This is a genomic window from Roseateles chitinivorans (assembly GCF_050632235.1).
In the GTDB taxonomy this organism is placed as follows: Bacteria; Pseudomonadota; Gammaproteobacteria; order Burkholderiales; family Burkholderiaceae_C; genus Roseateles; species Roseateles chitinivorans_A.
On the sequence record NZ_CP192584.1, the window covers coordinates 2,738,487 to 2,752,545 of the forward strand.

Annotated in this window: 14 protein-coding genes; 9 read left to right on the plus strand and 5 right to left on the minus strand. The window is 69.9% G+C overall.

The annotated features are described in order from the left end of the window. Window positions 1-216 precede the first annotated feature (216 nt). A complete protein-coding gene (locus ACQ859_RS12485) occupies window positions 217-2,178 on the plus strand; it encodes an FTR1 family protein (RefSeq protein WP_431266048.1) in 1,962 nt (653 codons plus the stop codon). Window positions 2,179-2,268: 90 nt separating this feature from the next. On the opposite strand, the gene ACQ859_RS12490 is transcribed toward ACQ859_RS12485, so the two are convergent. Further along, the gene (locus ACQ859_RS12490; RefSeq protein ID WP_431266049.1) at window positions 2,269-3,324 is read right to left on the minus strand and encodes a LysR substrate-binding domain-containing protein; all 1,056 of its coding nucleotides are present in this window, start codon (window positions 3,322-3,324) and stop codon (window positions 2,269-2,271) included. A 148-nt stretch (window positions 3,325-3,472) separates the two neighbouring features. On the opposite strand from ACQ859_RS12490, the gene ACQ859_RS12495 reads away from it, so the two are divergent. The 4 genes from ACQ859_RS12495 to ACQ859_RS12510 all read left to right on the plus strand — a co-directional run bounded on the left by ACQ859_RS12495 (window position 3,473) and on the right by ACQ859_RS12510 (window position 6,835). Next, a complete protein-coding gene (locus ACQ859_RS12495; protein ID WP_431266050.1) occupies window positions 3,473-3,937 on the plus strand; it encodes a YbaK/EbsC family protein in 465 nt (154 codons plus the stop codon). Continuing rightward, the gene (locus ACQ859_RS12500) at window positions 3,934-4,200 is read left to right on the plus strand and encodes a DUF1289 domain-containing protein (protein ID WP_431266051.1); all 267 of its coding nucleotides are present in this window, start codon (window positions 3,934-3,936) and stop codon (window positions 4,198-4,200) included. Before ACQ859_RS12495 ends, ACQ859_RS12500 begins: the two co-directional genes overlap by 4 nt. Window positions 4,201-4,211: 11 nt before the next feature. Beyond that, a complete protein-coding gene (locus ACQ859_RS12505; protein WP_431266052.1) occupies window positions 4,212-4,853 on the plus strand; it encodes a 2-hydroxychromene-2-carboxylate isomerase in 642 nt (213 codons plus the stop codon). A gap of 299 nt (window positions 4,854-5,152) precedes the next feature. After that, window positions 5,153-6,835 carry an MFS transporter gene (locus tag ACQ859_RS12510; protein WP_431258259.1) on the plus strand — a complete coding sequence of 561 codons (1,683 nt, stop codon included), beginning with the start codon at window positions 5,153-5,155 and terminating at the stop codon, window positions 6,833-6,835. A gap of 114 nt (window positions 6,836-6,949) precedes the next feature. Here ACQ859_RS12510 and ACQ859_RS12515 read toward each other — a convergent pair whose 3' ends face one another. Beyond that, complete coding sequence (locus ACQ859_RS12515; RefSeq protein ID WP_431266053.1) at window positions 6,950-7,861, minus strand: transglycosylase SLT domain-containing protein; 912 nt, start codon at window positions 7,859-7,861, stop codon at window positions 6,950-6,952. A 235-nt stretch (window positions 7,862-8,096) separates the two neighbouring features. Between ACQ859_RS12515 and ACQ859_RS12520 the strand changes: the two genes are divergently transcribed. Together ACQ859_RS12520 and ACQ859_RS12525 are read left to right on the plus strand one after the other, a co-directional pair. Continuing rightward, window positions 8,097-8,555: a hypothetical protein gene (locus tag ACQ859_RS12520; RefSeq protein ID WP_431266054.1), complete on the plus strand. Its 459-nt coding sequence runs from the start codon at window positions 8,097-8,099 to the stop codon at window positions 8,553-8,555. Window positions 8,556-8,677: 122 nt separating this feature from the next. Further along, on the plus strand, window positions 8,678-8,899 hold the full coding sequence (locus tag ACQ859_RS12525) for a hypothetical protein (RefSeq protein WP_431266055.1): 222 nt from the start codon (window positions 8,678-8,680) through the stop codon (window positions 8,897-8,899). A gap of 96 nt (window positions 8,900-8,995) precedes the next feature. Here the strand turns inward: ACQ859_RS12525 and ACQ859_RS12530 are convergent, their stop codons facing one another. From ACQ859_RS12530 to ACQ859_RS12540, 3 genes are all read right to left on the minus strand, one after another. Continuing rightward, window positions 8,996-10,549: a sensor histidine kinase gene (locus ACQ859_RS12530; RefSeq protein WP_431266056.1), complete on the minus strand. Its 1,554-nt coding sequence runs from the start codon at window positions 10,547-10,549 to the stop codon at window positions 8,996-8,998. Window positions 10,550-10,613: 64 nt separating this feature from the next. Beyond that, window positions 10,614-11,189, minus strand: a complete 576-nt coding sequence (locus tag ACQ859_RS12535; protein ID WP_431266057.1) for a GGDEF domain-containing protein — start codon at window positions 11,187-11,189, stop codon at window positions 10,614-10,616. Next, window positions 11,099-11,722 (minus strand): hypothetical protein, encoded by a 624-nt coding sequence (locus ACQ859_RS12540; RefSeq protein WP_431266058.1) that lies wholly within the window; start codon window positions 11,720-11,722, stop codon window positions 11,099-11,101. The genes ACQ859_RS12535 and ACQ859_RS12540 overlap by 91 nt, the downstream gene beginning before the upstream one ends. Before the next feature lie 487 nt (window positions 11,723-12,209). Here ACQ859_RS12540 and ACQ859_RS12545 point away from each other — a divergent pair, with 487 nt between their 5' ends. Beyond that, window positions 12,210-13,145, plus strand: coding sequence for a DMT family transporter (locus ACQ859_RS12545; RefSeq protein ID WP_431266059.1), 936 nt, complete (start codon window positions 12,210-12,212; stop codon window positions 13,143-13,145). A 120-nt stretch (window positions 13,146-13,265) separates the two neighbouring features. Continuing rightward, window positions 13,266-14,054 (plus strand): SDR family oxidoreductase, encoded by a 789-nt coding sequence (locus tag ACQ859_RS12550; RefSeq protein WP_431266060.1) that lies wholly within the window; start codon window positions 13,266-13,268, stop codon window positions 14,052-14,054. Window positions 14,055-14,059: the final 5 nt, after the last annotated feature.

Sequence of the window (14,059 nt, forward strand, 5' to 3'; positions counted from 1 at the left end):
GGCGACGCTCCAGCCTGCAGTCGCCTCGCGAAGACGCTCACGAGGACCCGATGAAGACCCTGACGAAGGTCAAGCCTTGCAAGCTTGCTGAAACCTTCCGGCTCGAGAGGCGGACATACTCGGTCTCCTGACGGCGGCGCGGCTTCTGGAGCCGCGCTGCGCTTGACGCTGACCTCGGGCCCGGACGACGGGCCATCTTTTTGTTCGGGAACAACAATGAGTCGCACTCACGACGATCCGCGGACCGCACACCGGATCGTGCGCCAGCTCCTCACGGCCTGCCTGCTCTTCATCGGCCTGGTCGCCGGCGGCACGGCGAGCGCCGCGGAAGCCGACGTGCGGCGCGTGTGGCAGATCCTCGACTACCTGGCCGTCGACTACGCGGGCGCGGTGCAGGACGGCAAGATCGTGGCGCAGTCCGAGTACGACGAGATGCGCGAGTTCGCGCAGACCGCGCACGACAAGATCGCCGCCTTGGAGGACAAGCCCGAACGCGCCGCGCTGCTGCGCGAGAGTGAGGCGCTTCAAGCCGAGATCGCGGCCAAGTCCGATGTCGCCAAGGTCGGTGGCCTGGCCAAGGCCCTGGCGAATCATCTGATCGCGGTCTACCCCGTCCCGCTCGCGCCGACGGCGCTGCCCGACCTGAAGCTGGGCGCGTCCGTCTATGCGGCGAATTGCGCGGCCTGCCATGGCGCGTCGGGCAACGGCGACGGCCCGTTGGCCAAGCAGCTCGATCCCAAACCGATCGCGTTCACCGACCGCGACCGCGCGCGCCAGCGCAGCGTGTTCGCGCTGTACCAGGCGGTGAGCCAGGGGATCGCGGGAACGGCCATGCCGGCGTTCGGTCAGCTCTCCGAGGAGGATCGGTGGGCGGTCGCGATGTATCTGGGGAGCTTCGCGCATGACGACAAGCAGCGCGAGCAGGGGCAGCAACTCTGGAAGGACTCGCAGAAGGTCCGCGACGAGGTGACCGGGATGGACCACTTCGTCCGCCTCACGGAATCCGAGCTCGCCGGCCCGCTTGGTGACGACCAGGCCGCCGCCACGATGGCCTGGCTCCATGCGCATCCCGAGGCGCTGGTCGCGCCCCGTGCGAACCGCCTGACCTTGGCCCGCGATCGGCTGCATGAGAGCGTCGCCGCGTTCAAGGCAGGTCATCCCAAGGAGGCCGCCGAGCTGGCGTTGTCGTCCTACCTGGACGGCGTCGAACCTTACGAGCAGGCGCTGGCGGCCCGTGAAGGCGCGCTGAAGGACCAGATCGAAGTGGCCATGGGCCAGTACCGTTCGCTGATCGCCGCGCAGGCGCCGGCATCGGATGTCGAAGCGGCCGCCGCCCGCATCGACGGCTTGTTCAATGATGCGGACCATGTGCTGGCGGCCTCCGGTGCCGACGCGACGGCGGCGTTCTTCGGCAGCCTGACGATCCTCCTGCGCGAAGGCATCGAGGCGCTGCTGGTCGTCGTCGCGATGATCGCGTTCCTGCGACAGGCCAAGCGTCCGGACGTGCTGCCGTACGTCCATGCGGGCTGGATCGGCGCACTGGCCGCGGGCGGCGTCACCTGGGCGATCGCGACCTACGCGGTCTCGATCAGCGGCGCCAACCGCGAGGTCACGGAAGGACTGTCGAGCCTGTTCGCCGCCGTCGTGCTGCTGAGCGTCGGCGTCTGGATGCATCAGAAGAGCGTGGCCGGTCAGTGGCAGGCCTACCTGCGCGAGCGCATGTCCGCGGCGCTGGGCCGCCGCTCCGCCTTCTTCATGTTCGGGCTGGCCTTCGTGGCGGTGTACCGCGAGGTGTTCGAGACGATCCTGTTCTACGCGGCGCTGTGGGGCCAGGGCAATGACGGCGCGATCCTCGCCGGTCTGGGCGTGGGCGTGATCTGTCTGGTGGTCATCACGGTGCTCCTGCTTCGTTATAGCGCCCGGTTGCCGATCGGCAAGTTCTTCTCGGTGAGTTCGTGGCTGGTGGCCGTGCTGGCCGTGGTGTTGACGGGCAAGGGCGTGGCCGCATTGCAGGAGGCGGGTTGGATCGCGCCGAGCGCGCTGTCCGCGCCGCGCCTGGAACTGCTGGGCATCTACCCGTCGGTGATCGGCCTGACGGCGCAGGTCCTCGTGCTGCTGCTGGTGCTGGGCTTCTTCCTGCGGAATGCCCGATCGAAGCCGGCGAGCGCGGGACGATGAAGACGATGTAAACGACGGGGGCGGGCTCCACGCTCGGCGCCGTCTAGGCGTCTATGCCCCTATGCGTCTATGCCCCCAGGCCCTTGGGTGTCAGGGCTCGACCCGCTGCTCTGCCAGCGTGGCCGGCCACTGCCCGGTCAGCACGAGCTCCCGGATGACTTCGTCGACGAGGTCGCTCACCGCGCGCGCCGCGGGACCCGGCGAGCGCGTGAGCGCGAAGCAACTGCAGATGGTTCGCCGGATCTCGGGGTCGCGGATCACGGCCTGGCGCAGATGACCCTGACGCAACTCCTCGCTGACCGAGCCCGGCGAGAGGATCGTGTACGCGAGTCCTGCCGCGACGGCGGTCTTCACCGCCGGCAGCGAGTCGATCTCGGCCACCACATCGAGCTCGACGCCGTTGGCGCGGCAGGCGGCGTCGATGATGCGACGCAGGCCGTGCTCGGTGTTGGGCAGGATCATCGGCAGGCGGCTCAACTCGCGCAGCGGGACCTCGCGCGCCATCGGCGGCGTTCCGGCGCCGCCTGCGCCCGCGGCACCGACGAGGACCAGCTGCTCGGTCAACAGCTGGCGCTGCGACAACCACGGCTCCTGGCGGTCCTCGAAGAGGATGCTGAGTTCCAGCCGCCCCGTCTGCAGCCACTCGCGCAGGAAGCCGCTGTGGCTCTCGACGATGCGCAGCCGCACGAGCGGCAGCCGCGTGCGCACCAGACGCAGCAGCGGCACCGTCGCCGCCAGCGCGACCGTCGTGGGCAGGCCCAGGATCACTTCGCCGGTGAGGTGCTGTCCCTCGGCCTGGACCGAGGCCTTGGCGGCTTCGAGTTCTGCCAGCACCTTGCGCGCATGCTCGACGAAGCGGCGGCCGTTGTCGGTCAGCGCCATGCCGCGGCTGGAGCGCACGAACAGCGTCGCGCCGAGTTCCTCCTCCAGCGCGACGATGTGCTGCCCGAGCGCCGGCTGCGCCAGGTGCAGCAGCTTGGACGCCTTCAGCAGGCTGCCGGCGTCGGCGACGCCGATCAGGTACCTCAGCTGGCGCAGTTCCACGACTCGATCTCCGGTGATGCGGGACGCTCCCGGCGGGCCGGGGACCGTCGCACGATACCTTCGCACCACGGCGACGTGCGCGAGCTGCGGTCTGGCGACCATGCGCCCCTCGCGCACCGATGGCCTTGGCACAATGCGCGGCATGAGCGACACGACTTCTTCCGCGACGTCCCCCGCGACTGCCGCAACTGCCGCAACCCCCGCGACTGCCGCAGCGACCGACGCCGCCCGCCCCGACGGCTTCCTCCGTGTGAGCGCCGCCCTGCGCGCGCTGTCCCATGAACACGAGCCGCGCTGGCTCGAGGTCTCCGCGCGGAGCTCGCAGGAAGCGGCCGACGCGCTCGGCGTCGCGCTCGGGCAGATCGCCAAGAGCGTCGTGTTCAAGCGCAAGGCCGACGGCGCCGCCGTGCTGGTGATCGCCTCCGGCGACAGGCGCGTCGATGAGCGCAAGCTCGAAGCCCACACCGGCAAGCTCGGCCGCGCCGACGCCGACTACGTGAAGGCGCGCACCGGCTTCTCCATCGGCGGCGTGTCGCCGCTGGGCTTCCAGCCGGCGGAGGAGGGCGGACCTCCGCAACTGTTCATCGACCAGGAGCTGTTCCGCTTCGACGCGATCTGGGCCGCGGCCGGTCATCCGAACGGCGTGTTCCTGATGACGCCGCAGCAGCTCGTCGCGCTGACCGGCGCGCCCGTGATCGAGGTGGCCCAGTCATGAGCGCTTCGACCTGGACCCCTGTCACCGCCGACAACGTCGCGCGCACGCCGGAAGGACGCGTCGCCTCGCCCTGCATCAACATCTGCAAGATGCACGAGCCGACCGCGCTGTGCCGCGGCTGCGCGCGGACGATCCCCGAGATCGCCGGCTGGAGCAAGTCCGACGACGAGTCGCGGATTCGCCTGCTCAACCTCTTGCCGGAACGTCGCGCGCTGCTGATCGCGCACGGCGCGCTCGCCACCGAGCCGCTGCCCAAGGTCTGATCGGAGCGACGATGGTCACGATCGATTTCTACTTCGACCCGATCTCGCCGTACGCGGCGCTCGCCTTCGAGCGCCTGCCCGAGGCGCTGGCCGGTCGCAGCGTCGCGGTCCGCTACGTGCCCATCCTCTTCGGCGCCGTGCTGAAGTCGCTCGACAACAAGGGCCCCGCCGAGATCCCCGGCAAGCGCGACTGGACCTACCGCCAGGTGTCGTGGCTCGGCCACCGGCTCGGCGTGCCGCTGGACCTGCCGGCGGCGCACCCGTTCAATCCGCTACCGCTGCTGCGCCTGCTGTGGGCGACGGCGCCTGCCGGGCAGACGCCGGGCCGCTACGCGGTCGAACGCGTCCTCCATCACATCTGGCGTGGCGGGCTCGATGCGGCGGATCCTCAGCGCCTCGCCGAGCTGACGGCGGATCTCGCGCCGATGCGCGATCCTGGCGCCGCTGAGGTCAAGGCCGCGCTGCGCGAGGCCACCGATGCGGCCGTCGCGCGCGGCGTCTTCGGCGTGCCGACGATGGCCATCGGCGACAAACTGTTCTGGGGGCTCGACGCGATCGACATGCTGACGGGCTGCCTCGACGGCGACCCCTGGTTCGACGGTCCTTCCTGGGACGCCGCACGGACCTTGCCGGTGGGCGTGCAGCGCGGTTGAGCGCGGCCCGTCGTCGTGACGACGATGAGGCGGCAATGAGGCGGCGATGAGGGGTCGACGAGCGCGCCGCCCGGAGAGGGCAGGGGCGTTCTCCCCTCAAATGTCGCCGTAGGGACATACCCTCTGCTGCGGCGCACAGGGACCGAAATTCCGCATCGAGAAATGCGAAGCGAGGGTTGCCACCGGGTTTGTCAGCCAGAGGCAAGCAAGTCGTCAGAAACGGGTCAGAGCGCGCTCGGATAGTCGCGCCCCAAGGGCCATCGGTCGATGGCTCTGGGAAATCCCGAGGAGACAATCCCATGGCAACTGCAAGCGCAGTGACCACCAATGCGCCGATGACGGCCGAAGAGAAGAAGGTCATCTTCGCCTCTTCGCTGGGCACGGTGTTCGAGTGGTACGACTTCTACCTGTACGGCTCGCTCGCCGCGATCATCGGCAAGCAGTTCTTCACCGGTCTCGATCCGACCGCGCAGTTCATCGCGTCGCTGATGGCGTTCGCGGCGGGCTTCATCGTGCGTCCGTTCGGCGCGCTGGTGTTCGGCCGCCTGGGCGACATGATCGGCCGCAAGTACACCTTCCTGGTGACCATCCTGATCATGGGCCTGTCGACCTTCATCGTCGGCGTGCTGCCCACCTACGAGACGATCGGTCCCGCCGCGGCGGTGATCCTGGTCGGCCTGCGCCTGCTGCAAGGCCTGGCACTGGGCGGTGAATACGGCGGCGCCGCGACCTACGTCGCCGAGCACGCCCCGCACGGCAAGCGCGGCGCGTACACCTCGTGGATCCAGACCACGGCGACGCTGGGCCTGTTCCTGTCGCTGATCGTCATCCTGGGCACCCGCACGGCGCTCGGCGAGGCGACCTTCGCGGCCTGGGGCTGGCGCATCCCGTTCATCGTGTCCATCCTGCTGCTGGCCATCAGCGTGTGGATCCGGCTGTCGATGAACGAGTCGCCCGCCTTCCAGAAGATGAAGTCCGAAGGCAAGACCTCCAAGGCGCCGCTGTCCGAGTCCTTCGGCCAGTGGAAGAACCTGAAGGTCGTGCTGCTGGCGCTGTTCGGCATCGTGGCCGGCCAGGGCGTGGTCTGGTACACGGGCCAGTTCTACGCGCTGTTCTTCCTGCAGAGCGTGGTCAAGGTCGATCCGGCCGCGGCCAACATCATGGTGGCCGTCGCGCTGCTGATCGGCACGCCGTTCTTCGTCGTGTTCGGCACGCTGTCCGACAAGATCGGCCGCAAGCCCATCATCATGGCGGGCCTGCTGCTGGCGATCCTGACCTACTTCCCGCTGTTCAAGGCGCTGACCAACGCGGCCAACCCGGACCTGGCGAAGGCCCAGGAGACCGCGCAGATCTCGCTGGTGACCGATCCGGCGCAGTGCTCGTTCCAGGGCAGCCCGGTGGCGCGCGACGTCGACTTCACGACGCCTTGCGACATCGCCAAGCGCGCCCTGGCGCAAGCCGCGGCGAACTACGAGACGGTGCCCGGCGCGGCCGGCAGCGGCCAGGTCAAGATCGGCGACAAGGTCATCGAGGCGCCGACCGCCACGCTGACCGCCGGCGGCCACAAGTTCGACGAGGACAGCGCGAAGAAGATCGCCGCGTTCAAGAAGGACCTGGCCGACGCGATGAAGTCCGCGGGCTACCCGGCCAAGGCCGACCCGGCCAAGGTCAACACGCCGCTGGTGATCGCGATCCTCGCGGTGCTGGTGCTGTACGTGACCATGGTCTACGGCCCGATCGCCGCGATGCTGGTGGAGCTGTTCCCGACCCGGATCCGCTACACCTCGATGAGCCTGCCGTACCACATCGGCAACGGCTGGTTCGGCGGCCTGCTGCCCTCGATCAGCTTCGCGATGGTGGCGCAGAACGGCAACATCTATCACGGCCTCTGGTACCCGATCGGCATCGCCGCGGTCACCCTGGTGATCGGCCTGCTGTTCGTGCGCGAAACCAAGGACGTGGACATCTACGCCCGCGACTGAGCGAGCGGATGACCGAGGGGATCGGCGCTCCGGCGCTGACCCCGCAACGACAAGGGCGGCCTTTCGGCCGCCCTTGTTCCTTTCCGGTGCCGCGCGTCGCGGCGCCGATCCGCCTCAGCCGGCGGCCTTCATCTGCTGCGCCTTCGCCAGCACGGAGGACGCGTATTCCGCGGCCTTGATCTCCCGGCCGTAGGAGTCGGTCGCGCCCGGCGCCCAGTTGTCGCCGCCGTTGTACTTCTGCAGCATGTTGGTGGCGTCGCCGCCCTTGTCCGCCAGGATCACGCCGGCCATCGCGACCTGGTCCTTCGGGTCGTTGTGGTCGTAGGCGTGTCCCATCTTTTCCTGGAACTTGCCGGCGTACGCCTGACGCGTGCCGGGCTCGACCTGCATCAGGCCGTCACCCGCGCTCGGGCTGCCGTTCAGGCCCTTGCCGAACTGGCTTTCCTTCTCCATCTGCGCGGCCAGGATGTAGGGGTCGACGCCCGTCTTCTTGCCGGCCTCCTGGCAGTCCTTCCAGAGTTCCGCCGGCATGCCCGCGGGGCCCTTGCCGCCGCTGGCCGAGGACACGTCGCCCACGTCCGACGGCGAGCCGGCGTTGGCCACCGGCGGCGCATAGGACGGTTGCTGGGCCTGGTAGGCGTTGTTCGGCTGATAGGCGTTGGAGGCGCCTTGCGGGCCGCCAGCGCCCGAGGGGCCCGACGCGCCCTGGGGCGCGCCCACGCCTTGCGGCGCACCCGCGCCGGAGGCGCCGGACGGTCCGCCGGCCGCCGACGGGCTGCCACCACCACCACCACCGCCGCCCTGCGCACCTTGCTGCTGTTGCTGCAGCGCCTTCATGAGCTCGTTGATCAGCAGGTTGAGGATCTGGAGAATGACCTCGGTCAGCTTGGCCTGGATCTCGGCGGCGCCGCCCGCACCTTGCGACGACAGCCCTTGCAGGCCGCCGGGGCCGAGGGCATCGAGCCCGCCGAGGCCCCCGGGGCCTCCCAGGCCGCCGAGGGGTTGATTCTGTAAGCTCACGGACATGGCAGGTCTCCTTCGTGGGTTGCTGACGGACAAAAGGCCATCTTGGGCACTCGTCCGCACGCCGCAGGCCAGATCCGAAGCAGCGTCCGGAACCGCGAAGGGCGAGTCGCGCCTCGCGCCGGCCGTGTCGCGCCTCGCGTCTTCGCATGGCGGGCCGGGACTTCGCAGGTCAAGCGTCGACCGAGCGCGCCGTGTGCAAGGCTCATCGAGAACGGCCACCGCGAGCACCTCCGCCATGTACCTGCAGTCCCCGCCTTTCTTCGACAGCACCGCCCCGTTCGATCCCATGTCGGGCAGCGGCGGCGGGTTCCCTTCCGTGCTGCCCGCGCCGGAGGCCTCCTGGACCGGACGACGCATCCTGTCGGCGTGCCTGCTGCTGGCTTGCCGGATCGGTCGTCACGACGAGGGCGCGCTCATCGGGGCGGCGCTGGCGCAGGACCTGGGCGACGAGCGGGCGGTCAGGGTGCTGATGGCCGTCGGCGCACTGCTGGGCGGGGATGCCTCCGTCGGCCGGGCGCAACTCGCGAGCGAGCAGCATTCCGGCGAGGCCGATGCCGGGACGCTCGTGTTCGCGATGGTCGACCGTCTGGCGGGCGGCCAGCACGAGTGGCGCCCGCTGGTCGAGCGGGTGCTGTCCACCAGCAGCGATCCCACCTGGCGCGCGATCGCTTATGCGATCGAGCAGATCGGCTGAGCCGCACCGGCATCGCGCCCACACCGCGGTGGCGCTCAGCCTGCTGTCAGGCTTGCTTCCCACAATGGCCTCCGACCCGGTCAGTCTGTCGCGACCGGCAACCTCAAGAGGATTTCGGAACCATGTGGAAAATCGTCCTTGGATTCATCGTTTTCGCCGCGCTCGCGCTGTTCGTGCTGATGAAGAGCGGCGGCAACATCGACCTGACGGGCGAGAAGCACGACGTGACCGGCGGCCACGCCGACCAGGCCGCGAGCGATGCGGCGTCGGCGGCGATGGCGGCGGCTTCCGCGGCGCTGCCGGCTGAAGCGGCCTCGGTGGCCGCATCGGGCGCTTCGCAGTAAGCGAGCTTCCCCGGGGCCGTCCTGCGCGACGACCCGGATGACGTCGTTCGAGACGTCATCGGCGGCGCACCGCGCGTCGCCTGTCCAGGGGACCGGTCAGCCGATCCGGTCCTCGCTGGCGGCGCGCAGCGGCGCGTCGACCGGCAGGCGCATCATCATCCAGGTGCCTTCGCCCGGCCGGGAGATCACCTCGATCTGACCACCCAGCACGTTCGTCACGATGTTGTGCACGATGTGCATGCCCAGCCCCGAGCCGCCCTTGCCGAGCTTGGTCGTGAAGAAGGGGTCGAAGATCCGGCGCACGATCGATGCGTCCATCCCGAGCCCGTTGTCGTCGACGCAGAGCTCCACCATCGCGTCGTCGAGCCGGTGGCAGCTGACCCGCACCTCGCCCTGCGTCTCGCCCTCGAAGGCGTGGACCAGCGTGTTCATCAGCAGGTTGGTCAGCACCTGGCCGAGCGCGCCGGGATAGCTGCTCATGCGCAGGTCCGGCTGCAGGTCGGTGACGATGCGGAAGGGCGTGTGCTTGAAGCTGGGTTCGACCATCACCAGCACGTCCTCGCACACCTGCGCCAGCTCGAAGTCGCGCCGGGTGTCGCTGGTCTGGTCGATGGCGACCTGCTTGAAGTCGCGCACGAGATCGGCCGCCTTCTGCACGTTGCGGTGCAGGATGTCCTGGCCGCGCCGCGTGTCCTTGACGAGTTCCTCGAGCTGGCTGCGGCGCATCGGCGTGTTGTCGGTGAGCATGCGGTCCAGCTTGCCCCAGCGGTCCTCGAGCGCCGAGACCACCGTCAGCGCGTTGCCCAGCGGCGTGTTCAGCTCGTGCGCGACGCCGGCCACCAGCCGGCCGAGCGAGGCGAGTTTCTCCGACTCGACCAGCTCGCGCTGTGCGGTCTTGAGGTTGGCCAGCGCCTGCGTGAGTTCGGCGTTGGACTCGGTCAGCTGGACGGTCCGCTGCGCGACCTGGTCCTCGAGCGTGCTGGCGTGGCCGCGCAGGTCGTCGAAGGCCTTCAGCAGCGCCAGTCGCATGCGCTCCATCGCCTTGCCGACGCGGGCGATCTCGTCCTCGCCGCCGAACGCCAGCGGCTGGTCGAGCTGGCCGGACGCCAGTTCGTCGGCGGCCTCGGACAGCCGGGCGATCGGTCGCAGCACGCGGCGCTGCATCACGATCAGGATGAGTCCCAGCGACACCGTCAAGGTCAGCAGGCTGCGCCACAGCGCGTTCCAGAGATCGTCGCGCTTGCGCGCCATCAGCGGCTCGGCGCTCATGACGACGGTCAGCTTGGCGATCTCGCGGCCGTCGCGCATCACGGGACGCGTCTCGCTGAGCGTCATCGCGTCGTCGGGCGTGCCGCGATGGAACTCGACGAAGGCCTGCTGCGCGGCGTTCTCGGTCACGACGACGGAGACGAAGCGCGGATCGTCGACCTGCGCCTTGACCATCGGCTCCGCCAGGTCGGGCGAGACCTGCCAGATCGGCTCGGCCAGCGACAGCGCCAGCACCTCCGACACGCGCGACAGGTCGCGCTGGAGGTCCTCCATCACGACGCGGCGGCTCAGCTGCTGCTCGTACAGCAGCACGCCGCCGGTCGGCAGGGCCAGGCCCGCCAGCAGCGCCAGGATCACGGCGCTGCGCAGAGAAGTCTTCATCAGGGCCACGTCCGTCCCTCTCCACCCTTGTGACGGCCGATTATGCAAGTCGGCGATGACGGACTCATGCGGCGAAACGCTCATCCGCCGCCAGCACCGTCACCCGGTTGCGTCCCTGGGCGCGCGAGGTCTGCAGCGCCTGGTCCGCGCGGCCGATGAAATCGCGCGCGCTCTCGCCCAGGCCGAGCTGCGTGACGCCCACCGACAGGCTCAGGCGTCGTTCGGTATCGGGCCGCAACTGCGCGACGCCGTGGCGCAACTGCTCGGCGAGGGTGTAGGCCTCGTGCAGGCCGGCGCCCGGGATGAGCAGCGCGAACTCGTCGTCCTCGATGCGTGCGGCGACGTGGTGACTCTGCGCGATGCTGCGCACGGTGTTGGCGACCTGCCGCAACGCGTCGTTCAGCCGCGCCTCGCCCAGGCGCTCGCGCAGCGCCGGGAAGTCGTCGATGTCGCCCAGCAGCAGGCAGGGCGCCGTCGGCGTGCCGGCCTCCGGGCTGTGCACGCAGTCGGCCAGCGCGCGGTCGAAGCCGCGACGGTTGCTCAGACCCGTCAGCGGATCCAGCAGCGCCTCGCTGCGGGCGCGGTGGACCTCCTGCCGCAGCGAGGCGACCTCCTGGCGGCTCGCTTCCAGCTTCGCCACCAGGCCGTCGCCTCGCTGCGGGCGCGGTGGACCTCCTGCCGCAGCGAGGCGACCTCCTGGCGGCTCGCTTCCAGCTTCGCCACCAGGCCGTGGACCGCGTGGCCCATGTCCTGCGTGCCCTGCAACGCGGCGGCCAGCACCTGGACATGCTGACCCGGCGCCGCGTCGCGCAGCGAGCGCTCCCAGCCCTGCAGCGCCCGCGCGTACTGCTGCACCTGCTGGCCCGCCTGGTCGGTGCAGTCGGACACGCCGCGCAGCACCTCGCCGACGTCCTGCGCCAGCGTGACCGCCATCTGCTCGTCCAGCTCGGCGATGTGCTTGCGGTAGAGCGCCCAGGTCTGGGACTCGTCCAGCGTCGCCCCGTCCTGGGTCAAGCCCATCAACTCGCGGCTGAGCGCGCCGTTCATCGCGGTCACGTGCTCGTACCAGACGGCATACGTGACCGGATGCAGCGCAGCCCGCTGTCTGGACATCAGCGGCAAGGCGGTGCGCAGCGCCTGGGCGCTGGCGGCAATGCTCTCGGTGTACCTCATCGGCAGGGTCCCTCTCAGGTCCGGAACCTGTCACGTCCGTCGACGCGCGGTCCCTTGTCGTTTCCTTTTCCCCACTACCACCGGCCGCTTCGAGGCGGCTGGCGCTTCCGGACTTCGGCGCGGCGGGGCCAGGTCTTGAGGGCGCCGGCGCACATCGGCGATGAGGGCCGCAACTATTCACGCAGCAAGGGACAGGGGAAGGGACATGCGGGTTGGACCGAGCAGAAGCCGGCGGAGCCGGTGCCCCTCGGCGCTCACAGTCTTCGCTTCGCTCAGGGTTCGCTTCGAGGGGCACCGGCTCCGCCGGCTTCGACGCACCGAGCCGCCGACACTCTCACGCACCCACACTCCCACGCACCCACGCACCCAGGTGTCGGGAGGTGAAGCCGTCGGTCGTCGATGGCGGGGCGGAGCGCGCACCGGGGCGGCAAGCGTGCATTGCCCCTTCGCGAATGCGGTCCGCCCGTCGATTCCTAGAATCGGCCGGATGAGCAGTTCCCCCACCGCGACGCCGGTCGCCTCCTCGGAGCCGGCATCGGCGCGCGTGCCGCTCAGCGGGCTGTTGCTGGCGGTGGGCGGCGCGATCGCGTTCTCCGGCAAGGCGATCATCGTCAAGCTCGCCTATCGCCACGGCGTCGACGCCATCACGCTGCTGATGCTGCGCATGCTGCTCGCGCTGCCGCTGTTCCTGCTGCTGGCCTGGTGGGCCGGCCGCGGCAAACCCGCGCTCACCGGACGCGAGAAGCTCGCCATCCTCGGCCTGGGCTTCAGCGGCTACTACCTCGCCAGCTTCCTGGACTTCGCCGGACTGGCCTACGTCAGCGCCAGCTTCGAACGCCTCATCCTGTACCTCAACCCCACCATCGTGCTGCTGCTGTCGTGGGCGATGTTCGGACGCCGCGTGACGCTGCGCCAGGCGGGCGCGCTGGCCGTCAGCTACGCCGGCGTGCTGCTGGTCTTCGGCCACGAATTGCAGGTCGCCGGCGCGAACGTGTGGCTCGGTGGTGGGCTGGTCTTCGGCAGCGCGGTGGCCTACGCGCTGTACCTCGTCTACAGCGGCGAATGGGTCAAGCGCCTCGGCGCCATGCGGCTCACCGGGCTGGCGACCTCCGTCGCGTGCGGCTTCTGCATCGCGCAGTTCCTGCTGACGCGGCCGGTGTCGGGTCTCGCGGACCTCGCGCCGGCGGTGTGGTGGTTGTCGGTGCTGAATGCGCTCGTCTGCACCTTCGCGCCGGTGCTGATGGTCATGATGGCGATCGAGCGCATGGGGGCGGGTGTCGCCGCGCAGACGGGCATGGTCGGCCCCATGTCCACGATACTGATGGGCGTGCTGATCCTCGACGAGCCGCTCACCGGCTGGGTCGTCGCGGGCACGGTGCTGGTGCTGGGCGGCGTGTGGCTGCTCGCGCGCCAACGCCGCTGACGCGCCGTCGCGTCGCCGCGCGGGCGCCTCTTTCTCCCTCTCCCGCTTGCGGGGGCAGGGGTGAGGGCCAGCGGCCGCGGCAGTGCGCAAGCCCTCTTGCAATGAAGAACGGAGATCGACATGGACTTGGGACTGACGGGCAAGTGGGCCCTGGTGTGCGCGGCGTCGAAGGGCCTGGGCGCGGGCTGCGCCGAGGCGCTGGCCGCTGAAGGCGTGAACGTGGTGATCACCGCGCGCGGCGAGGAGGCGCTGCAGGCGCAGGCCGCGAAGCTGCGCGGGATCAACCCCGCCGTGCAGGTCGTGGCCGTGGCCGGCGACATCACCACCGAAGCCGGCCGCGCCGCCGCGCTGGCCTCCGCGCCGCAGGTGGACATCCTGATCAACAACGCCGGCGGCCCGCCGCCGGGCGATTTCCGCGACTGGGAACGCGAGCAATGGCTCGCCGCCCTGGAGGCCAACATGCTGACGCCGATCGCGCTGATCAAGGCGACGGTGGACCAGATGGCGGGTCGCGGCTTCGGCCGCATCGTCAACATCACCTCCGGCGCGGTGAAGGCGCCGATCGACGTGCTGGGCCTGTCCAACGGCGCTCGCTCGGGCCTGACAGGCTTCGTCGCCGGCATCGCGCGGCAGTCGCGCATCGCCGGCCGCAACGTGACCATCAACAACCTGCTGCCGGGCGCCTTCGACACCGAGCGCCTGCAGAAGACGATGGCCGCCGGCGCGCAGAAGTCGGGCCAGCCGGTCGACGACGTGCGCGCCAAGCGCATGTCGGCGATCCCGGCGCAACGCTTCGGCAGCGCGGCGGAGTTCGGCGCGATCTGCGCGCTGATGTGCTCTTCCCACGCGGGCTACCTGACCGGGCAGAACATCCTGCTCGACGGCGGTTCGTACCCGGGCACGTTCTGAGGGTT